22 protein-coding genes, 5 tRNA genes and 3 rRNA genes (1 of these 30 cut by a window edge) are annotated in these 18,019 nt (G+C 58.3%); all 30 read left to right on the forward strand.

Translation table 11 applies throughout. The features are described 5' to 3' along the window. Positions 1-1,080, forward strand: a 16S ribosomal RNA gene (locus HWX09_RS11720) (it extends 462 nt beyond the left edge of the window). A gap of 64 nt (positions 1,081-1,144) precedes the next feature. Beyond that, positions 1,145-1,221, forward strand: a tRNA-Ile gene (locus HWX09_RS11725). Between the two features lie 39 nt (positions 1,222-1,260). Beyond that, positions 1,261-1,336: transfer RNA gene (locus HWX09_RS11730), tRNA-Ala, on the forward strand. Between the two features lie 297 nt (positions 1,337-1,633). Further along, positions 1,634-4,515, forward strand: a 23S ribosomal RNA gene (locus HWX09_RS11735). A 184-nt stretch (positions 4,516-4,699) separates the two neighbouring features. Further along, positions 4,700-4,812: ribosomal RNA gene (rrf, locus tag HWX09_RS11740) — 5S ribosomal RNA — on the forward strand. The 16S, 23S and 5S rRNA genes sit together here with 2 tRNA genes alongside, the layout of an rRNA operon. Positions 4,813-6,533: 1,721 nt before the next feature. Next, positions 6,534-6,619, forward strand: a tRNA-Tyr gene (locus tag HWX09_RS11745). A gap of 43 nt (positions 6,620-6,662) precedes the next feature. Further along, positions 6,663-6,736 (forward strand) — tRNA-Gly (locus tag HWX09_RS11750). A gap of 22 nt (positions 6,737-6,758) precedes the next feature. Next, positions 6,759-6,833, forward strand: a tRNA-Thr gene (locus tag HWX09_RS11755). A gap of 66 nt (positions 6,834-6,899) precedes the next feature. Then, on the forward strand, positions 6,900-8,090 hold the full coding sequence (gene tuf / locus HWX09_RS11760) for an elongation factor Tu (RefSeq protein ID WP_011350666.1): 1,191 nt from the start codon (positions 6,900-6,902) through the stop codon (positions 8,088-8,090). 286 nt (positions 8,091-8,376) lie between these two features. Further along, positions 8,377-8,688, forward strand: coding sequence for a 30S ribosomal protein S10 (gene rpsJ / locus HWX09_RS11765; protein WP_004199280.1), 312 nt, complete (start codon positions 8,377-8,379; stop codon positions 8,686-8,688). Positions 8,689-8,866: 178 nt separating this feature from the next. Continuing rightward, the gene (gene rplC / locus HWX09_RS11770; RefSeq protein WP_006482922.1) at positions 8,867-9,517 is read left to right on the forward strand and encodes a 50S ribosomal protein L3; all 651 of its coding nucleotides are present in this window, start codon (positions 8,867-8,869) and stop codon (positions 9,515-9,517) included. Continuing rightward, positions 9,517-10,137, forward strand: coding sequence for a 50S ribosomal protein L4 (gene rplD, locus HWX09_RS11775; RefSeq protein WP_006477192.1), 621 nt, complete (start codon positions 9,517-9,519; stop codon positions 10,135-10,137). Before rplC ends, rplD begins: the two co-directional genes overlap by 1 nt. After that, on the forward strand, positions 10,134-10,448 hold the full coding sequence (rplW, locus tag HWX09_RS11780) for a 50S ribosomal protein L23 (protein WP_004199275.1): 315 nt from the start codon (positions 10,134-10,136) through the stop codon (positions 10,446-10,448). Before rplD ends, rplW begins: the two co-directional genes overlap by 4 nt. 2 nt (positions 10,449-10,450) lie before the next feature. After that, entirely contained in the window at positions 10,451-11,278 is an 828-nt protein-coding gene (gene rplB, locus HWX09_RS11785; protein WP_006482900.1) for a 50S ribosomal protein L2, read from the forward strand. 10 nt (positions 11,279-11,288) lie between these two features. Continuing rightward, a complete protein-coding gene (gene rpsS, locus HWX09_RS11790) occupies positions 11,289-11,564 on the forward strand; it encodes a 30S ribosomal protein S19 (RefSeq protein WP_004199273.1) in 276 nt (91 codons plus the stop codon). A 12-nt stretch (positions 11,565-11,576) separates the two neighbouring features. Then, positions 11,577-11,906 (forward strand): 50S ribosomal protein L22, encoded by a 330-nt coding sequence (rplV, locus tag HWX09_RS11795; RefSeq protein WP_007730533.1) that lies wholly within the window; start codon positions 11,577-11,579, stop codon positions 11,904-11,906. A gap of 11 nt (positions 11,907-11,917) precedes the next feature. Continuing rightward, a complete protein-coding gene (rpsC, locus tag HWX09_RS11800; protein WP_006482899.1) occupies positions 11,918-12,718 on the forward strand; it encodes a 30S ribosomal protein S3 in 801 nt (266 codons plus the stop codon). 2 nt (positions 12,719-12,720) lie between these two features. Beyond that, the gene (gene rplP / locus HWX09_RS11805) at positions 12,721-13,137 is read left to right on the forward strand and encodes a 50S ribosomal protein L16 (protein ID WP_006482873.1); all 417 of its coding nucleotides are present in this window, start codon (positions 12,721-12,723) and stop codon (positions 13,135-13,137) included. A 9-nt stretch (positions 13,138-13,146) separates the two neighbouring features. Beyond that, complete coding sequence (rpmC, locus tag HWX09_RS11810) at positions 13,147-13,341, forward strand: 50S ribosomal protein L29 (RefSeq protein WP_006400652.1); 195 nt, start codon at positions 13,147-13,149, stop codon at positions 13,339-13,341. Beyond that, complete coding sequence (gene rpsQ, locus HWX09_RS11815; RefSeq protein WP_006477189.1) at positions 13,338-13,610, forward strand: 30S ribosomal protein S17; 273 nt, start codon at positions 13,338-13,340, stop codon at positions 13,608-13,610. Before rpmC ends, rpsQ begins: the two co-directional genes overlap by 4 nt. 309 nt (positions 13,611-13,919) lie before the next feature. After that, positions 13,920-14,288, forward strand: a complete 369-nt coding sequence (rplN, locus tag HWX09_RS11820) for a 50S ribosomal protein L14 (RefSeq protein WP_006482918.1) — start codon at positions 13,920-13,922, stop codon at positions 14,286-14,288. 9 nt (positions 14,289-14,297) lie between these two features. After that, a complete protein-coding gene (gene rplX, locus HWX09_RS11825) occupies positions 14,298-14,606 on the forward strand; it encodes a 50S ribosomal protein L24 (protein WP_006477187.1) in 309 nt (102 codons plus the stop codon). Positions 14,607-14,622: 16 nt separating this feature from the next. Next, positions 14,623-15,162 (forward strand): 50S ribosomal protein L5, encoded by a 540-nt coding sequence (rplE, locus tag HWX09_RS11830; RefSeq protein ID WP_006482882.1) that lies wholly within the window; start codon positions 14,623-14,625, stop codon positions 15,160-15,162. Between the two features lie 7 nt (positions 15,163-15,169). Next, on the forward strand, positions 15,170-15,475 hold the full coding sequence (gene rpsN / locus HWX09_RS11835) for a 30S ribosomal protein S14 (RefSeq protein ID WP_006482884.1): 306 nt from the start codon (positions 15,170-15,172) through the stop codon (positions 15,473-15,475). 14 nt (positions 15,476-15,489) lie between these two features. Beyond that, positions 15,490-15,885, forward strand: coding sequence for a 30S ribosomal protein S8 (gene rpsH, locus HWX09_RS11840; protein ID WP_006477185.1), 396 nt, complete (start codon positions 15,490-15,492; stop codon positions 15,883-15,885). 18 nt (positions 15,886-15,903) lie between these two features. After that, the gene (rplF, locus tag HWX09_RS11845; protein WP_027783304.1) at positions 15,904-16,434 is read left to right on the forward strand and encodes a 50S ribosomal protein L6; all 531 of its coding nucleotides are present in this window, start codon (positions 15,904-15,906) and stop codon (positions 16,432-16,434) included. Positions 16,435-16,446: 12 nt separating this feature from the next. After that, entirely contained in the window at positions 16,447-16,812 is a 366-nt protein-coding gene (rplR, locus tag HWX09_RS11850) for a 50S ribosomal protein L18 (protein WP_006477183.1), read from the forward strand. Between the two features lie 14 nt (positions 16,813-16,826). Further along, positions 16,827-17,345 (forward strand): 30S ribosomal protein S5, encoded by a 519-nt coding sequence (gene rpsE, locus HWX09_RS11855; RefSeq protein WP_006752931.1) that lies wholly within the window; start codon positions 16,827-16,829, stop codon positions 17,343-17,345. A gap of 15 nt (positions 17,346-17,360) precedes the next feature. Next, a complete protein-coding gene (rpmD, locus tag HWX09_RS11860) occupies positions 17,361-17,543 on the forward strand; it encodes a 50S ribosomal protein L30 (RefSeq protein WP_006400644.1) in 183 nt (60 codons plus the stop codon). 26 nt (positions 17,544-17,569) lie between these two features. Beyond that, positions 17,570-18,004 carry a 50S ribosomal protein L15 gene (rplO, locus tag HWX09_RS11865; protein ID WP_006477180.1) on the forward strand — a complete coding sequence of 145 codons (435 nt, stop codon included), beginning with the start codon at positions 17,570-17,572 and terminating at the stop codon, positions 18,002-18,004. Positions 18,005-18,019: the final 15 nt, after the last annotated feature.

The raw sequence follows: 18,019 nt of genomic DNA on the forward strand, positions 1-18,019 counted from the left end.
TGGTTCTAATATAGCCGGGGGATGACGGTACCGGAAGAATAAGCACCGGCTAACTACGTGCCAGCAGCCGCGGTAATACGTAGGGTGCGAGCGTTAATCGGAATTACTGGGCGTAAAGCGTGCGCAGGCGGTTTGCTAAGACCGATGTGAAATCCCCGGGCTCAACCTGGGAACTGCATTGGTGACTGGCAGGCTAGAGTATGGCAGAGGGGGGTAGAATTCCACGTGTAGCAGTGAAATGCGTAGAGATGTGGAGGAATACCGATGGCGAAGGCAGCCCCCTGGGCCAATACTGACGCTCATGCACGAAAGCGTGGGGAGCAAACAGGATTAGATACCCTGGTAGTCCACGCCCTAAACGATGTCAACTAGTTGTTGGGGATTCATTTCCTTAGTAACGTAGCTAACGCGTGAAGTTGACCGCCTGGGGAGTACGGTCGCAAGATTAAAACTCAAAGGAATTGACGGGGACCCGCACAAGCGGTGGATGATGTGGATTAATTCGATGCAACGCGAAAAACCTTACCTACCCTTGACATGGTCGGAATCCTGCTGAGAGGCGGGAGTGCTCGAAAGAGAACCGGCGCACAGGTGCTGCATGGCTGTCGTCAGCTCGTGTCGTGAGATGTTGGGTTAAGTCCCGCAACGAGCGCAACCCTTGTCCTTAGTTGCTACGCAAGAGCACTCTAAGGAGACTGCCGGTGACAAACCGGAGGAAGGTGGGGATGACGTCAAGTCCTCATGGCCCTTATGGGTAGGGCTTCACACGTCATACAATGGTCGGAACAGAGGGTTGCCAACCCGCGAGGGGGAGCTAATCCCAGAAAACCGATCGTAGTCCGGATTGCACTCTGCAACTCGAGTGCATGAAGCTGGAATCGCTAGTAATCGCGGATCAGCATGCCGCGGTGAATACGTTCCCGGGTCTTGTACACACCGCCCGTCACACCATGGGAGTGGGTTTTACCAGAAGTGGCTAGTCTAACCGCAAGGAGGACGGTCACCACGGTAGGATTCATGACTGGGGTGAAGTCGTAACAAGGTAGCCGTATCGGAAGGTGCGGCTGGATCACCTCCTTTCCAGAGCTATCTCGCGNAAGTTGAGCGCTCACGCTTATCGGCTGTAAATTAAAGACAGACTCAGGGGTCTGTAGCTCAGTCGGTTAGAGCACCGTCTTGATAAGGCGGGGGTCGTTGGTTCGAATCCAACCAGACCCACCATTGTCTGGCGGTAACACACCTGAGGCATCTGTACTCAATGGGGGCATAGCTCAGCTGGGAGAGCACCTGCTTTGCAAGCAGGGGGTCGTCGGTTCGATCCCGTCTGCCTCCACCAATCACCAACGCTAAGGGCTTGGTTCAGAGACTGAACCGAGAATTTTGCATTGGCGATTGAGCCAGTCAGAGGATATCAAACGATATCGGCTGTCGTTCTTTAACAATCTGGAAGAAGTAAGTAATTTGGATAGCGGAAGCGTCTTGAGATGGACGTGGAAGTTATCCGGGTTGTGATTGTATCGATGTATCTCAAGATGATTCGAACTCTAAGTTTGACTCAATTGGAATACGGCACAACGCGAGAACTCAACCTGTAGCGACTGTAGCGTCGAAAGATGAGACAGACTCGTTATAGGGTCAAGCGAACAAGTGCATGTGGTGGATGCCTTGGCGATCACAGGCGATGAAGGACGCGGTAGCCTGCGAAAAGCTACGGGGAGCTGGCAAACGAGCTTTGATCCGTAGATGTCCGAATGGGGAAACCCGGCCCTTTTGGGTCATCCTGGACTGAATACATAGGTCCAGTGAAGCGAACGCGGTGAACTGAAACATCTAAGTAACCGCAGGAAAAGAAATCAACCGAGATTCCCAAAGTAGTGGCGAGCGAAATGGGATGAGCCTTGCACTCTTTATTTGTATTGTTAGCCGAACGCTCTGGAAAGTGCGGCCATAGCAGGTGATAGCCCTGTAGGCGAAAACAGTATGAAAGAACTAGGTGTGCGACAAGTAGGGCGGGACACGTGAAATCCTGTCTGAAGATGGGGGGACCATCCTCCAAGGCTAAATACTCGTGATCGACCGATAGTGAACCAGTACCGTGAGGGAAAGGTGAAAAGAACCCCGGGAGGGGAGTGAAATAGATCCTGAAACCGCATGCATACAAACAGTCGGAGCCTCGTAAGGGGTGACGGCGTACCTTTTGTATAATGGGTCAGCGACTTACGTTCAGTAGCAAGCTTAACCGTATAGGGCAGGCGTAGCGAAAGCGAGTCCGAATAGGGCGTTCAGTTGCTGGGCGTAGACCCGAAACCAGGTGATCTATCCATGGCCAGGATGAAGGTGCGGTAACACGTACTGGAGGTCCGAACCCACTAACGTTGAAAAGTTAGGGGATGAGCTGTGGATAGGGGTGAAAGGCTAAACAAACCTGGAAATAGCTGGTTCTCTCCGAAAACTATTTAGGTAGTGCCTCGTGTCTCACCTTCGGGGGTAGAGCACTGTCATGGTTGGGGGGTCTATTGCAGATTACCCCGCCATAGCAAACTCCGAATACCGAAGAGTGCAATCACGGGAGACAGACATCGGGTGCTAACGTCCGGTGTCAAGAGGGAAACAACCCAGACCGCCAGCTAAGGTCCCCAAATATAGCTAAGTGGGAAACGAAGTGGGAAGGCTAAAACAGTCAGGAGGTTGGCTTAGAAGCAGCCACCCTTTAAAGAAAGCGTAATAGCTCACTGATCGAGTCGTCCTGCGCGGAAGATGTAACGGGGCTAAGCTATATACCGAAGCTGCGGATGCGTGCTTTGCACGCATGGTAGGAGAGCGTTCCGTAAGCCTGCGAAGGTGCCTTGTAAAGGGTGCTGGAGGTATCGGAAGTGCGAATGCTGACATGAGTAGCGATAAAGGGGGTGAAAGGCCCCCTCGCCGTAAGCCCAAGGTTTCCTACGCAACGTTCATCGGCGTAGGGTGAGTCGGCCCCTAAGGCGAGGCAGAAATGCGTAGCTGATGGGAAGCAGGTCAATATTCCTGCACCATTGTTAGATGCGATGGGGGGACGGATCGCGGAAGGTTGTCCGGGTGTTGGAAGTCCCGGTCGCTGCATTGGAGAAGGCGCTTAGGCAAATCCGGGCGCGTAATTCAAGGGTGTGGCGCGAGCTCCTTCGGGAGCGAAGCAATTGGAAGTGGTTCCAAGAAAAGCCTCTAAGCTTCAGTCTAACGATGACCGTACCGCAAACCGACACAGGTGGGCGAGATGAGTATTCTAAGGCGCTTGAGAGAACTCGGGAGAAGGAACTCGGCAAATTGGTACCGTAACTTCGGGATAAGGTACGCCCTTGTAGCTTGATGCCCCTGCGGGCAGAGGGTGAAGGGGTTGCAATAAACTGGTGGCTGCGACTGTTTAATAAAAACACAGCACTCTGCAAACACGAAAGTGGACGTATAGGGTGTGACGCCTGCCCGGTGCCGGAAGATTAAATGATGGGGTGCAAGCTCTTGATTGAAGTCCCGGTAAACGGCGGCCGTAACTATAACGGTCCTAAGGTAGCGAAATTCCTTGTCGGGTAAGTTCCGACCTGCACGAATGGCGTAACGATGGCCACACTGTCTCCTCCCGAGACTCAGCGAAGTTGAAGTGTTTGTGATGATGCAATCTACCCGCGGCTAGACGGAAAGACCCCATGAACCTTTACTGTAGCTTTGCATTGGACTTTGAACCGATCTGTGTAGGATAGGTGGGAGGCTATGAAACCGGAACGCTAGTTTCGGTGGAGCCGTCCTTGAAATACCACCCTGGTTTGTTTGAGGTTCTAACCTTGGCCCGTGATCCGGGTCGGGGACAGTGCATGGTAGGCAGTTTGACTGGGGCGGTCTCCTCCCAAAGCGTAACGGAGGAGTACGAAGGTACGCTAGGTACGGTCGGAAATCGTGCTGATAGTGCAATGGCATAAGCGTGCTTAACTGCGAGACCGACAAGTCGAGCAGGTGCGAAAGCAGGTCATAGTGATCCGGTGGTTCTGTATGGAAGGGCCATCGCTCAACGGATAAAAGGTACTCTGGGGATAACAGGCTGATACCGCCCAAGAGTTCATATCGACGGCGGTGTTTGGCACCTCGATGTCGGCTCATCTCATCCTGGGGCTGTAGCCGGTCCCAAGGGTATGGCTGTTCGCCATTTAAAGAGGTACGTGAGCTGGGTTTAAAACGTCGTGAGACAGTTTGGTCCCTATCTGCCGTGGGCGTTGGATATTTGAAGGGGGCTGCTCCTAGTACGAGAGGACCGGAGTGGACGAACCTCTGGTGTACCGGTTGTCACGCCAGTGGCATCGCCGGGTAGCTATGTTCGGAAGAGATAACCGCTGAAAGCATCTAAGCGGGAAACTCGCCTTAAGATGAGATATCCCTGGGGACTAGATCCCCTTGAAGGGTCGTTCGAGACCAGGACGTTGATAGGTCAGGTGTGTAAGCGCAGTAATGCGTTCAGCTAACTGATACTAATTGCCCGTAAGGCTTGATCCTATAACAAGTCTGTCTCGATGCCCGTTAGCGCTTTAGCGCTTACGGACATCGAGCGTCGAGTGCAAGGCACTCGACGTACGACGGTTGAAGTACCGCGTACGTGTGAGATACAGCTCACAACTCAAAATTACTGCTTCTTCCCAGATTGGTTCTGTTGGCCGCGCCAGCAGAACAACCCTCTTTGCCTGATGACCATAGCGAGTCGGTCCCACCCCTTCCCATCCCGAACAGGACCGTGAAACGACTCTACGCCGATGATAGTGCGGATTCCCGTGTGAAAGTAGGTAATCGTCAGGCTCCCTAAGCCAGAAACCCCCGCCCAAAAAGGCGGGGGTTTTTGCATTGGCGCGGCGGAAATGCACTTGGCCCGGCGAAGCGCTGTTTGGCACGAGCCGGGTGTCGAAGACGTTGACTCGAGCCAGAACGCGTCCACGAGATTGGCGCAACATGCACCCCGCTTATCGGGGTGTCCGCATGTCCGCATGCCCGTAGCCGGTGTTGCTGAAGTCGCCCTCCTCCTGTCTCTTGTTCGCTCCCGTAGGGCCATCAGATCCGCCATGGGAAATCGCCTTGGCGACTTCCCTAGGACAACCATCCGTCCAGCCTTGCTCGACGCCGACCGCGGGCAGGCGCGGCTAGCCCTCGTCAGCCGATAATCGATCAACATGTGCTGATCACCGGTGTATTGAGCCTATTTTCTGCGAAGATCGATATATGTCGTGTGGCAGCGGAATGGGCCTTGCGCTCGATCTGCTGTCTTCCCCGCGTTGTTGGCAAGGGCGGAAAGGATGTCGCCGCTTCTGGTTCCTCGTCGCATGAATTCGCGCGACCGAACTGCGCTAGAGAGGCGCGATATTGCTATCAAGCGCCGTTTTCGATCCAACTCGCCGTACTTGCCTTGAAAGAGTCTAGCAACACGCCCACGCTTGAGTCGCGGCAAGAAGCGACCCGAGCGAAGGGCGAATCCGGCGGACATTCGTATCAGCTGGACGAAGGGAGCGCCGTCTCGAGTCGCCCTCCTTGCCCCGCTACAAACCTCCATGCGCCCGCTTGCTCCGTAACGACGTTCTTCGGGGTTGAGGCTGCACATGCCACCGCTCCGGTAGCGCGCCGTTCGACGTCGATTGGAAGGTCCGACAGCAAGCCTTGGCTGACGCGTCACCGCGGATCGTAAGAGGCATGCTCAGCGCTTGTGGCATATCAACTGTTGAAGCCAACGCTCGTTGCCTGGATGCGTGGGGCGGGCGCACGTAGGCTGGCAAGCGGTCCAACCGAAGAATCGTCGCGATGGCCTGCCGACGTCCCGCAGGATGAATCCGGCGCTTCCGCATGCCTCGATGTGTTTGGAGTCGTTACTTGGCGGCGACGTGCAGCCAGGCCAGGCTCTCCATAACCTTGCTGCCGCCGCTTCGAGTCTTCTGCGGCTCGGCGCCGCTTCGTTCCGTCGTGCAAGCTGCCCAATGTCGGTATTCTGGTCGGCTTATCGCAGCGAATCCTTGGCGTACCCCCGGATCCCAACTGCTTATCGTGCCTACCGGGGAAGCCGTTGAACGCAGCAGTGATCAAATTCGTTGATGGAGCTCCGCCCACCGCAATTGCCAGGGAGGGCGAAAGCCTTGCCCGCACGCGGCGCCCGGATCGAGCTGCGGTACCGCCTGCAGCGCCTCTGTAGGGCCTTCGTTTCGCGCCGGAAGCACCACCGAACCTCCTGCGAGCAACCGCCAGCCAGCTCGCCAAACCGGCCCGGCACGAAAGTTGCGGAAAATTTGTGCCTATCCGCTTGGCATTGTGCGAAAGAGGTCGTATGATGGCGGTCTTTCGTTTTCAGCGCAGATGCAGATCGGCGTTGAAGGCGGAGTCTGACGAAGATGTGGCGCCGATCGGCAACATCTCGCGCTTGCCTTAGCCGGGCGAGGGCGGGGATCGGCGGGAAGCGGAAGTCGGGAAGAGAATGAAAATAATCTTCCGGATGTGCTTGACAGGAGTGCGATGCACCCCCATAATCGTCAGTTCTCTACGGAGGGGTGCCCGAGTGGCTAAAGGGGGCAGACTGTAAATCTGTTGGCTTACGCCTACGTTGGTTCGAATCCAACCTCCTCCACCAAGATATCAGCGCAGTGAGCGGCAAGGAATCGTTAGTGGCCCGTGCGGGTGTAGCTCAATGGTAGAGCAGAAGCCTTCCAAGCTTACGACGAGGGTTCGATTCCCTTCACCCGCTCCAGATCGCTAAGTTGAAGCGTAGCGCCCATGTGGCTCAGTGGTAGAGCACTCCCTTGGTAAGGGAGAGGTCGGCAGTTCGATCCTGCCCATGGGCACCAGCAGTTAAAAGTCAGTGTCTTGTTTGCGCGCGGCGCAACCTGTGAAATTCCTTTTGGGAGTCGAAAATGGCCAAGGGTAAATTTGAGCGGACCAAGCCGCACGTGAACGTTGGTACGATTGGTCACGTTGACCACGGCAAGACGACGCTGACGGCAGCGATCACGACGGTTCTGACGAAGAAGTTCGGCGGCGAAGCGAAGGCATACGACCAGATCGACGCGGCACCGGAAGAAAAGGCGCGCGGCATCACGATCAACACGGCACACGTCGAGTACGAAACGGCTAACCGCCACTACGCTCACGTCGACTGCCCGGGCCACGCTGACTATGTGAAGAACATGATCACGGGCGCAGCGCAGATGGACGGCGCGATCCTGGTTTGCTCGGCAGCAGACGGCCCGATGCCGCAAACGCGCGAGCACATCCTGCTGGCCCGTCAGGTTGGCGTTCCGTACATCATCGTGTTCCTGAACAAGTGCGACATGGTGGACGACGCGGAACTGCTCGAGCTGGTCGAGATGGAAGTTCGCGAGCTCCTGTCGAAGTACGACTTCCCGGGCGACGACACGCCGATCGTGAAGGGTTCGGCGAAGCTGGCGCTGGAAGGCGACACGGGCGAGCTGGGCGAAGTGGCGATCATGAGCCTGGCCGACGCGCTGGACACGTACATCCCGACGCCGGAGCGTGCAGTTGACGGCGCGTTCCTGATGCCGGTGGAAGACGTGTTCTCGATCTCGGGCCGTGGTACGGTGGTGACGGGTCGTGTCGAGCGCGGCATCGTGAAGGTCGGCGAGGAAATCGAAATCGTCGGTATCAAGCCGACGGTGAAGACGACCTGCACGGGCGTTGAAATGTTCCGCAAGCTGCTGGACCAAGGGCAGGCAGGCGACAACGTCGGTATCCTGCTGCGCGGCACGAAGCGTGAAGACGTGGAGCGCGGCCAGGTTCTGGCGAAGCCGGGTTCGATCACGCCGCACACGCACTTCACGGCTGAAGTGTACGTGCTGAGCAAGGACGAAGGCGGCCGTCACACGCCGTTCTTCAACAACTACCGTCCGCAGTTCTACTTCCGTACGACGGACGTGACGGGCTCGATCGAGCTGCCGAAGGACAAGGAAATGGTGATGCCGGGCGACAACGTGTCGATCACGGTGAAGCTGATCGCTCCGATCGCGATGGAAGAAGGTCTGCGCTTCGCGATTCGCGAAGGCGGCCGTACCGTCGGCGCCGGCGTCGTCGCCAAGATCATCGAGTAATATCGACGATCCGCGGATCCCGACGGGGTCCGCGATTCCCGCGGTACGCGGTTGTACCGTCGAAACCGGGTGTCCAGCTTGCGCTGGCGCCCGGTTTTGTTTTTCCGGCGGCGCGTTGCGCGCGTCGACAAACACGCAACACGGCTTCGAAATTTCGTGTAGAATCGCGGGCTTAGCAGTGGAAGTACCGTCCGGAACCTGATGCTTCGCTCCCCGCTGGCGTCATGTTTCACGTTCTTTTAGTGTCCGGCGATGCAACATCGCCTCGCTCTTTCAAGGAATTGTCATGCAGCAACAGAAAATCCGCATTCGCCTGAAGGCATTCGACTATCGTCTGATCGATCAATCGGCTGCCGAAATCGTCGATACCGCGAAGCGGACTGGCGCAATCGTTCGTGGCCCGGTGCCGCTGCCGACGCGCATTCAGCGTTTTGACATCCTGCGTTCGCCGCACGTCAACAAGACGTCGCGCGATCAGCTCGAAATCCGCACCCACCAGCGCCTGATGGACATCGTCGACCCGACGGACAAGACCGTTGACGCGCTGATGAAGCTCGATCTGCCGGCTGGCGTCGACGTGGAAATCAAGCTGCAGTAAGGCTTCCGGCGCCGTCCTGCTTGCTGGGTGGTGCTAAGTCTTTGTATTGCTTGCGGAAATCGAGAAGTCGGGCTATACTGCTTGGCTTTTCGCGTATTCGCGTAAAAAAGTTGGGCCTTGCGTGCCCGGCATTTTGTAAATCAGCCCCGACCAATCGCAGTCGGGAATGGAGAAAATGATGAGCCTTGGACTCGTAGGTCGCAAGGTTGGCATGACCCGTATCTTCACGGCTGAAGGGGATTCGATTCCCGTCACCGTGCTGGACGTGTCGGACAACCGCGTGACGCAGATCAAGACTGTTGAAACCGACGGCTACACGGCCGTGCAGGTTGCATTCGGCTCCCGCCGCGCATCGCGCGTGACGAAGCCGCTGGCAGGTCATCTCGCCAAAGCCGGTGTCGAAGCCGGTGAAATCCTCAAGGAATTCCGCATTGACGCGGCCAAGGCAGCCGAGCTGTCGAATGGCGCCGTGGTCGGTGCAGATCTTTTCGAAGTGGGCCAGAAGGTCGACGTGCAAGGCGTGTCGATCGGTAAGGGCTACGCCGGTACGATCAAGCGTTACAACTTCTCCTCCGGCCGTGCCACGCACGGTAACTCGCGCTCGCACAACGTGCCGGGCTCGATCGGTATGGCGCAGGATCCGGGTCGTGTTTTCCCGGGTAAACGCATGACGGGTCACATGGGTGACGTGACGGTGACGGTGCAGAACCTCGAAATCGCTCGTATCGACGCAGAGCGCAAGCTGCTGCTCGTGAAGGGTGCGATTCCGGGCGCGAAGGGCGGCAAGGTCTTCGTGACGCCGGCCGTCAAGACCAAGGGGGCGAAATAATGGAACTCAAGCTCCTGAACGAAAATGGTCAGGAAGGTGCAGTGGTCAACGCATCGGACGTCGTGTTCGGTCGTGACTACAACGAAGCGCTGATCCACCAGGTCGTCGTCGCTTACCAGGCGAATGCTCGCCAGGGTAACCGCGCACAGAAGGATCGTGAGCAAGTCAAGCACACGACCAAGAAGCCGTGGCGCCAGAAGGGTACGGGCCGCGCTCGTGCCGGTATGTCGTCGAGCCCGTTGTGGCGTGGCGGTGGTCGTATCTTCCCGAATTCGCCGGAAGAAAACTTCTCGCACAAGGTCAACAAGAAGATGCATCGCGCAGGTCTCTGCTCGATCTTCTCGCAGCTGGCCCGTGAAGGCCGTCTGTCGGTCGTCGAGGACATCATCCTCGAAGCGCCGAAGACCAAGCTGCTGGCCGACAAATTCAAGACCATGGGTCTCGACTCCGTGCTGATCATCACCGACACGGTTGACGAAAACCTGTACCTGGCATCGCGCAACCTGCCGCACGTGGCAATTGTCGAGCCGCGCTACGCTGACCCGCTGTCGCTGATCTACTTCAAGAAAGTGCTGGTCACGAAGGCTGCGGTCGCCCAGATCGAGGAGTTGCTGTCATGAGCGAGATTCGCAAGAACGATCATCGTTTGATGCAGGTCCTGCTCGCACCGGTGATCTCGGAAAAGGCGACGCTGGTTGCCGACAAGAACGAGCAAGTCGTGTTCGAAGTCGCACCGGATGCCACGAAGCAGGAAGTGAAGGCGGCTGTCGAGCTGCTGTTCAAGGTTGAAGTTGATTCGGTCAACGTGCTGGTTCAGAAGGGCAAGCAAAAGCGCTTCGGCCGTTCGATGGGCCGCCGCAAGGACGTGAAGAAGGCGTACGTTTGCCTGAAGCCCGGCCAGGAAATCAACTTTGAAGCGGAGGCCAAGTAATCATGGCAATCGTTAAAGTTAAGCCGACATCGCCGGGTCGCCGCGCGATGGTCAAGGTTGTCAACAAGAACCTGCACCAGGGCAAGCCGTTCGCGGCACTGCTCGACTCGCAGAGCTCGACCGCCGGCCGTAACAACAACGGTCGTATCACCACGCGTCACAAGGGTGGTGGTCACAAGCAGCACTATCGTATCGTCGATTTCCGTCGCACGAAGGATGGCATCCCGGCAAAGGTCGAGCGTCTCGAGTACGACCCGAACCGCAGCGCGAACATCGCGCTGGTGCTCTACGCAGACGGCGAACGTCGCTACATCATCGCCCCGAAGGGCCTGACCGTCGGCCAACAGCTGATGTCGGGTTCGGAAGCGCCGATCCGTGCAGGCAACACGCTGCCGATCCGCAACATTCCGGTCGGTACGACGATCCACTGCATCGAGATGCTGCCGGGCAAGGGCGCGCAAATGGCGCGTTCGGCTGGCACGTCGGCCATGCTGCTGGCGCGTGAAGGCGTCTACGCGCAGGTTCGTCTGCGTTCGGGCGAAATCCGCCGCGTGCACATCGAGTGCCGTGCAACGATCGGTGAAGTCGGCAACGAAGAGCATAGCCTGCGCCAGATCGGCAAGGCTGGCGCGAACCGCTGGCGCGGTATCCGCCCGACGGTGCGTGGCGTTGCGATGAACCCGGTCGATCACCCGCACGGTGGTGGTGAGGGCAAGACGGCTGCAGGTCGCGACCCGGTGAGCCCGTGGGGTACGCCGGCTAAGGGTTACCGCACCCGCAGCAACAAGCGCACGACGACGATGATCGTCCAGCGCCGTCACAAGCGTTAAGGAGTAGGCAATGGCACGTTCTGTTAAAAAAGGTCCGTTCTGCGACGCCCATTTGCTGAAGAAAGTTGAGGCGGCTGCAGCTTCGCGCGACAAAAAGCCGATCAAGACCTGGTCGCGTCGCTCGACGATTCTGCCGGATTTCATCGGCCTGACGATCGCTGTTCACAACGGCCGTCAACACGTTCCGGTGTACATCTCGGAAAACATGGTCGGCCACAAGCTTGGCGAGTTCGCACTGACCCGTACGTTCAAGGGTCACGCAGCCGACAAGAAGGCCAAGAAATAAGGGGCAATCAAGATGGAAGTGAAAGCAATTCATCGCGGTGCCCGCATCTCGGCGCAGAAAACGCGCCTTGTGGCTGACCAGATCCGCGGTTTGCCGGTCGACAAGGCGCTGAACGTTCTGACGTTCTCGCCGAAGAAGGCGGCTGGCATCGTGAAGAAGGTTGTGCTGTCGGCAATCGCGAATGCGGAGCACAACGAAGGCGCTGATATCGACGAGCTCAAGATCACGAGCATCTACGTCGACAAGGCTGCATCGCTCAAGCGTTTCACCGCGCGCGCCAAGGGCCGCGGTAACCGCATCGAGAAGCAATCCTGTCACATCACTGTGACGGTCGGGAATTAAGGAGCCATACGATGGGACAGAAAATTCATCCGACTGGCTTCCGCCTGGCTGTCAGCCGCAATTGGGCTTCGCGTTGGTACGCGAACAACAACAATTTCGCGGCGATGCTGCAGGAAGACATCGGTGTTCGTGAATACCTGAAGAAGAAGCTGAAGAACGCTTCGGTCGGTCGGGTCGTCATCGAGCGTCCGGCCAAGAACGCGCGCATCACGATTTACAGCTCGCGTCCGGGCGTGGTCATCGGCAAGAAGGGCGAGGATATCGAACAGCTGAAGACGGAACTGCAACGCCGCATGGGCGTGCCGGTTCACGTCAACATCGAGGAAATCCGCAAGCCGGAAACCGATGCTCAGCTGATCGCTGACTCGATCACGCAACAGCTCGAGCGCCGGATCATGTTCCGTCGCGCGATGAAGCGTGCGATGCAGAACGCGATGCGTCTGGGTGCCCAAGGCATCAAGATCATGAGCGCAGGCCGTCTGAACGGTATCGAAATCGCTCGTACGGAGTGGTATCGCGAAGGTCGCGTGCCGCTTCACACGCTGCGTGCTGATATCGACTACGCGACTTCGGAAGCGAAGACGACTTACGGGATCATCGGCGTCAAGGTGTGGGTCTACAAGGGCGATACGCTCGGCCGCAACGACGCACCGGTGGTGGAAGAAGTAGCCGAAGACAAGCGTCCGCGTCGCAATGCGCGTCCGGGCGACCGTCGTCCGCGCCGTGACGGCGAAGGCGGCGCTCCGGGTGCTCGTCGTGGCGCACCGCGCCGCGGCGCCGGCAAGCCCGAAGACGGCAAGACTGGAGAATAACGATGCTGCAACCGAAACGCAGAAAGTATCGTAAAGAGCAGAAGGGTCGTAACACCGGCAAGGCGACGCGCGGCAACGCAGTGTCGTTCGGTGAATTCGGCCTGAAGGCGATCGGTCGCGGTCGTTTGACCGCACGTCAGATTGAAGCGGCGCGTCGTGCAATGACGCGTCACATCAAGCGTGGCGGCCGCATCTGGATCCGGATCTTCCCGGACAAGCCGATTTCGCAGAAGCCGGCCGAAGTGCGTATGGGTAACGGTAAGGGTAACCCGGAGTACTACGTCGCCGAGATTCAGCCGGGCAAGATGCTCTATGAAATGGACGGCGTAACCGAAGAACTGGCACGCGAAGCGTTCCGTCTGGCTGCAGCCAAGCTGCCGCTCAAGACGGCATTCATCGTGCGCCAGCTCGGCGCCTAAGGAGAAAACATGAAGGCTTCCGAACTTCTCCAGAAAGACCAGGCCGCGCTCAACAAGGAGCTGGCGGACCTGCTGAAGGCGCAATTCGGCCTGCGCATGCAACTCGCGACCCAGCAGCTCACGAACACGAGCCAGCTGAAGAAGGTTCGTCGCGACATCGCACGTGTGCGGACCGTCATGACTCAGAAGGCGAACCAGAAATGAACGATAGCGTGAAAACCTCGCTGAAGCGGACGCTGGTCGGTCGGGTCGTCAGCAACAAGATGGACAAGACCGTCACCGTGCTGATCGAGCACCGCGTCAAGCATCCGATCTACGGCAAGTATGTCGTGCGTTCGAAGAAGTACCACGCGCACGATGAAGCGAACACCTACAACGAAGGCGATCTCGTCGAAATCCAGGAAACGCGTCCTGTTTCGAAGACGAAGGCCTGGACGGTGTCGCGCCTCGTCGAAGCCGCTCGCGTCATCTAAGCGGGCAGCGTAGTAGGCAGTAACAGGCACTTCTTCACGAAGTGCTTGAAATCGCAAAGTTTTTGCTTGCGGGACCAGGATTATTTGTTATAATCCTGGTCTTCCCTCTTTATGGGAGCCCCGTCGCGGGCGAAGTTGGTGGGGGAAGCGGACTGGCGCCAGCCTGTCCGAAAGATTCACCGAATTGCGATGGCGGGTTTCGTTTGCCGTCGCTGCTGTTCCAACCCAAGCAGCCGATTGGCTGACGGGACCAAGACTGACCGAATGCATCATGGTGGTGCATCCGGATTAAGTTGGGAAAGACAAACCATGATCCAGACCGAATCTCGGCTCGAAGTAGCCGACAACACGGGTGCACGTGAAGTCCTGTGCATCAAGGTGCTCGGCGGCTCGAAGCGTCGTTATGCCGGCATTGGCGACATCATCAAGGTGAGCGTCAAAGAGGCAACGCCGCGCGGGCGCGTGAAGAAAGGCGAAATTTACAACGCCGTGGTGGTCCGCACCGCCAAGGGCGTGCGCCGTCAAGACGGCTCGCTGATCAAGTTCGACGGCAACGCCGCTGTGCTTTTGAATAACAAGCTCGAGCCGATCGGCACCCGTATCTTCGGGCCGGTGACGCGTGAGCTGCGTAGCGAACGATTCATGAAGATCGTTTCGCTGGCGCCGGAAGTGCTGTAAGGAGTCGCGATGAACAAGATTCGCAAAGGTGACGAAGTCATCGTCGTCACTGGTAAGGACAAGGGCAAGCGCGGCGTCGTGCTGGCTGTCGGTGCTGAACATGTGACGGTCGAGGGTATCAACCTCGTCAAGAAGCATGTGAAGCCGAACCCGATGAAGGGTACGACGGGCGGCGTGGAAGCGAAGACGATGCCCCTGCATATTTCGAACGTCGCACTGGTCGACGCGAATGGCAAGGCGTCGCGTGTTGGCATCAAGGTCGAGGAAGGCAAGAAGGTTCGCTTCCTGAAGACGACCGGTGCCGTACTGAGCGCCTGACGCAGCGGAGTAAAAAATGGCTCGTTTTCAAGAGTTTTACAAAGAAAAGGTTGTGCCCGGCCTGATCGAGAAGTTCGGTTACAAGTCGGTCATGGAAGTGCCGCGCATCACCAAGATCACGCTGAATATGGGTCTTGGCGAAGCGATCGCTGACAAGAAGATCATCGAGAACGCCGTTGGCGACCTCACGAAGATCGCCGGCCAGAAGCCGGTCGTCACGAAGGCCCGCAAGGCAATCGCAGGCTTCAAGATCCGCCAGGGTTACCCCATCGGCGCGATGGTGACGCTGCGTGGCCGCGCGATGTACGAATTCCTCGACCGTTTCGTGACGGTCGCCCTGCCCCGCGTGCGTGACTTCCGCGGTGTGTCGGGTCGTGCTTTCGATGGCCGTGGCAACTACAACATCGGTGTGAAAGAGCAGATCATTTTCCCCGAAATCGACTACGACAAGATCGACGCACTGCGTGGGCTGAACATCAGCATCACGACGACTGCGAAGACCGACGACGAAGCAAAGGCTCTGCTCGCCAGCTTCAAGTTCCCGTTCAGAAACTGAGGTTACCGTGGCTAAACTGGCACTGATCGAACGTGAAAAGAAGCGCGCCCGCCTGGTCGCGAAGTTCGCAGCAAAGCGCGAAGCGCTGAAGGCGATCGTCGAAGACCAAAGCAAGTCGGAAGAAGAGCGCTACGAAGCACGCCTGGAGCTGCAGCAACTGCCCCGCAACGCAAACCCGACCCGCCAGCGTAACCGCTGCGCGATCACGGGCCGTCCGCGTGGCACGTTCCGTAAATTCGGCCTCGCGCGTAACAAGATTCGTGAAATCGCATTCCGTGGCGAGATTCCTGGCCTGACCAAGGCGAGCTGGTAATAGGAGAAACGTAAATGAGCATGAGTGATCCTATCGCCGATATGCTGACTCGCATCCGCAACGCGCAGATGGTCGAGAAGGTATCGGTCGCGATGCCCTCGTCGAAGGTCAAGGTTGCAATCGCGCAAGTCCTGAAGGACGAAGGCTATATCGACGATTTCGCCGTGAAGGCGGAAGGTGCGAAGTCCGAACTGAATATCGCGCTGAAGTACTACGCAGGTCGCCCGGTCATCGAACGCCTCGAGCGCGTGTCGAAGCCTGGTCTGCGCGTGTACCGCGGCCGTAACGACATTCCGCAGGTCATGAACGGCCTCGGTGTGGCAATCGTGTCGACGCCGAAGGGCGTGATGACCGACCGCAAGGCGCGCGCTACCGGCGTCGGCGGCGAAGTCATCTGCTACGTCGCTTAAAGCCGAGGAGAGAGAAACATGTCTCGAGTAGGTAAAAGCCCGATCGCGCTGCAAGGCGCGGAAGTCAAGCTGGCCGACGGTGCTATCACCGTCAAGGGCCCGCTGGGCACCATCACGCAAGCGATCAATCCGCTCGTGAACGTGGCGAACAACGACGGCACGCTGAATCTGGCGCCGGTCGACGAAAGCCGCGAAGCAAATGCACTGTCGGGCACGATGCGCGCGATCATCGCGAATGCCGTGCACGGCGTGACCAAGGGTTTCGAGCGCAAGCTGACGCTGGTTGGCGTCGGTTACCGTGCGCAAGCGCAAGGCGACAAGCTGAACCTGTCGCTGGGTTTCTCGCACCCGGTGGTGCACCAGATGCCGGAAGGCGTCAAGGCTGAAACCCCGACGCAAACCGAAATCGTGATCAAGGGGATCAACAAGCAACAAGTCGGTCAAGTAGCTGCGGAAGTTCGCGGTTACCGTCCGCCGGAGCCCTACAAGGGCAAGGGCGTGCGTTATGCCGACGAGGTTGTGATCCTCAAAGAAACGAAGAAGAAGTAAGGGTGCGCAATCATGGATAAGACTCAATCTCGCCTGCGCCGCGCTCGCCAGACGCGTATCAAGATCGCTGAGCTGCAGGTCGCGCGTCTCGCCGTGCATCGCACGAACACGCACATCTACGCTCAAGTGTTCTCGCCCTGCGGCACCAAGGTGCTCGCCAGTGCGTCGACGCTCGAGGCGGAAGTGCGCGCCGAACTGGCCGACAAGTCGGGCAAGGGCGGCAACGTGAATGCCGCGACGCTGATCGGCAAGCGTATTGCCGAGAAGGCAAAGGCTGCCGGCATCGAATCCGTCGCCTTCGACCGCTCGGGCTTCCGCTACCACGGCCGCGTCAAGGCGCTGGCTGAGGCAGCTCGCGAAGCTGGGCTCAAGTTCTAAGGAAGGAATTCGTCATGGCAAAGATGCAAGCGAAAGTTCAGGCTGACGAGCGCGACGACGGCCTTCGCGAAAAGATGATTTCGGTCAATCGCGTGACCAAGGTCGTGAAGGGTGGCCGTATTCTCGGCTTCGCCGCACTGACCGTGGTTGGCGATGGTGATGGCCGCATCGGTATGGGCAAGGGCAAGGCGAAGGAAGTGCCGGTCGCTGTCCAGAAGGCAATGGAACAAGCTCGCCGCAACATGTTCAAGGTGCCGCTCAAGAACGGCACGCTGCAACACGAAGTGCACGGCAAGCATGGCGCATCCGCTGTCCTCCTCGCTCCGGCGAAGGCAGGTACGGGTGTGATCGCCGGCGGCCCGATGCGCGCAGTGTTCGACGTGATGGGCGTTCAGAACGTCGTGGCGAAGAGCCACGGTTCGACGAACCCGTACAACCTCGTTCGCGCCACGCTGGACGGTCTGCGCAAGCAGTCGACCCCGGCAGACATCGCGGCGAAGCGCGGCAAGTCCGTCGAAGATATTTTGGGCTAAGCCCGGGTGGTCACCATGTCTGAAAAAACTGTCAAGGTTCAGCTCGTCAAGAGCCTGATCGGGACCCGCGAATCGCACCGCGCGACCGTGCGTGGCCTGGGCCTGCGCCGACTCAACTCGGTTAGCGAGCTGCAGGACACGCCGGCGGTCCGCGGCATGATCAACAAGGTCTCGTACCTCGTTAAGGTCATCGCGTAAGCGGCCCTACGGATCAAGGAGTTGATATGGAATTGAATAACCTGAAGCCGGCCGCTGGCGCCAAGCACGCCAAGCGTCGCGTCGGTCGTGGCATCGGTTCGGGCCTCGGCAAGACGGCTGGCCGTGGTCACAAGGGTCAGAAATCGCGTTCGGGCGGCTTCCACAAAGTCGGTTTCGAAGGCGGTCAGATGCCGCTGCAACGTCGTCTGCCGAAGCGCGGCTTCACGTCGCTGACGAAGGAATTCGTCGGTGAAGTGCGCCTGAGCGACCTCGAGAAGCTGCCGGTCGACGAGATCGATCTGCTCGCACTGAAGCAAGCCGGCCTGGTCGGCGAGCTGACGAAGAGCGCAAAGATCATCGCGACGGGCGAACTGAAGCGCAAGATCGTCGTGAAGGGTCTCGGTGCCACCAAGGGTGCGCGCGCTGCGATCGAAGCGGCTGGCGGTTCGTTCGCCGAGTGACACGCGTAGCGCGTC

This window comes from Burkholderia sp. BCC1208 (assembly GCF_902833095.1).
GTDB lineage: Bacteria > Pseudomonadota > Gammaproteobacteria > Burkholderiales > Burkholderiaceae > Burkholderia.

Bases quoted from the DNA above. Each gene is read 5' to 3' on its own strand.
- rplR (WP_006477183.1), top strand. From the start codon at position 16,447: ATGGATAAGACTCAATCTCGCCTGCGCCGCGCTCGCCAGACGCGTATC.
- rpsQ (WP_006477189.1), top strand. From the start codon at position 13,338: ATGAACGATAGCGTGAAAACCTCGCTGAAGCGGACGCTGGTCGGTCGG.
- rplD (WP_006477192.1), top strand. From the start codon at position 9,517: ATGGAACTCAAGCTCCTGAACGAAAATGGTCAGGAAGGTGCAGTGGTC.
- rpmC (WP_006400652.1), top strand. From the start codon at position 13,147: ATGAAGGCTTCCGAACTTCTCCAGAAAGACCAGGCCGCGCTCAACAAG.
- rplF (WP_027783304.1), top strand. From the start codon at position 15,904: ATGTCTCGAGTAGGTAAAAGCCCGATCGCGCTGCAAGGCGCGGAAGTC.
- rplW (WP_004199275.1), top strand. From the start codon at position 10,134: ATGAGCGAGATTCGCAAGAACGATCATCGTTTGATGCAGGTCCTGCTC.
- rpsE (WP_006752931.1), top strand. From the start codon at position 16,827: ATGGCAAAGATGCAAGCGAAAGTTCAGGCTGACGAGCGCGACGACGGC.
- rplO (WP_006477180.1), top strand. From the start codon at position 17,570: ATGGAATTGAATAACCTGAAGCCGGCCGCTGGCGCCAAGCACGCCAAG.
- rplB (WP_006482900.1), top strand. From the start codon at position 10,451: ATGGCAATCGTTAAAGTTAAGCCGACATCGCCGGGTCGCCGCGCGATG.
- rpmD (WP_006400644.1), top strand. From the start codon at position 17,361: ATGTCTGAAAAAACTGTCAAGGTTCAGCTCGTCAAGAGCCTGATCGGG.
- rplC (WP_006482922.1), top strand. From the start codon at position 8,867: ATGAGCCTTGGACTCGTAGGTCGCAAGGTTGGCATGACCCGTATCTTC.
- rpsC (WP_006482899.1), top strand. From the start codon at position 11,918: ATGGGACAGAAAATTCATCCGACTGGCTTCCGCCTGGCTGTCAGCCGC.
- rpsS (WP_004199273.1), top strand. From the start codon at position 11,289: ATGGCACGTTCTGTTAAAAAAGGTCCGTTCTGCGACGCCCATTTGCTG.
- rplX (WP_006477187.1), top strand. From the start codon at position 14,298: ATGAACAAGATTCGCAAAGGTGACGAAGTCATCGTCGTCACTGGTAAG.
- tuf (WP_011350666.1), top strand. From the start codon at position 6,900: ATGGCCAAGGGTAAATTTGAGCGGACCAAGCCGCACGTGAACGTTGGT.
- rplE (WP_006482882.1), top strand. From the start codon at position 14,623: ATGGCTCGTTTTCAAGAGTTTTACAAAGAAAAGGTTGTGCCCGGCCTG.
- rpsJ (WP_004199280.1), top strand. From the start codon at position 8,377: ATGCAGCAACAGAAAATCCGCATTCGCCTGAAGGCATTCGACTATCGT.
- rplP (WP_006482873.1), top strand. From the start codon at position 12,721: ATGCTGCAACCGAAACGCAGAAAGTATCGTAAAGAGCAGAAGGGTCGT.
- rplV (WP_007730533.1), top strand. From the start codon at position 11,577: ATGGAAGTGAAAGCAATTCATCGCGGTGCCCGCATCTCGGCGCAGAAA.
- rplN (WP_006482918.1), top strand. From the start codon at position 13,920: ATGATCCAGACCGAATCTCGGCTCGAAGTAGCCGACAACACGGGTGCA.
- rpsH (WP_006477185.1), top strand. From the start codon at position 15,490: ATGAGCATGAGTGATCCTATCGCCGATATGCTGACTCGCATCCGCAAC.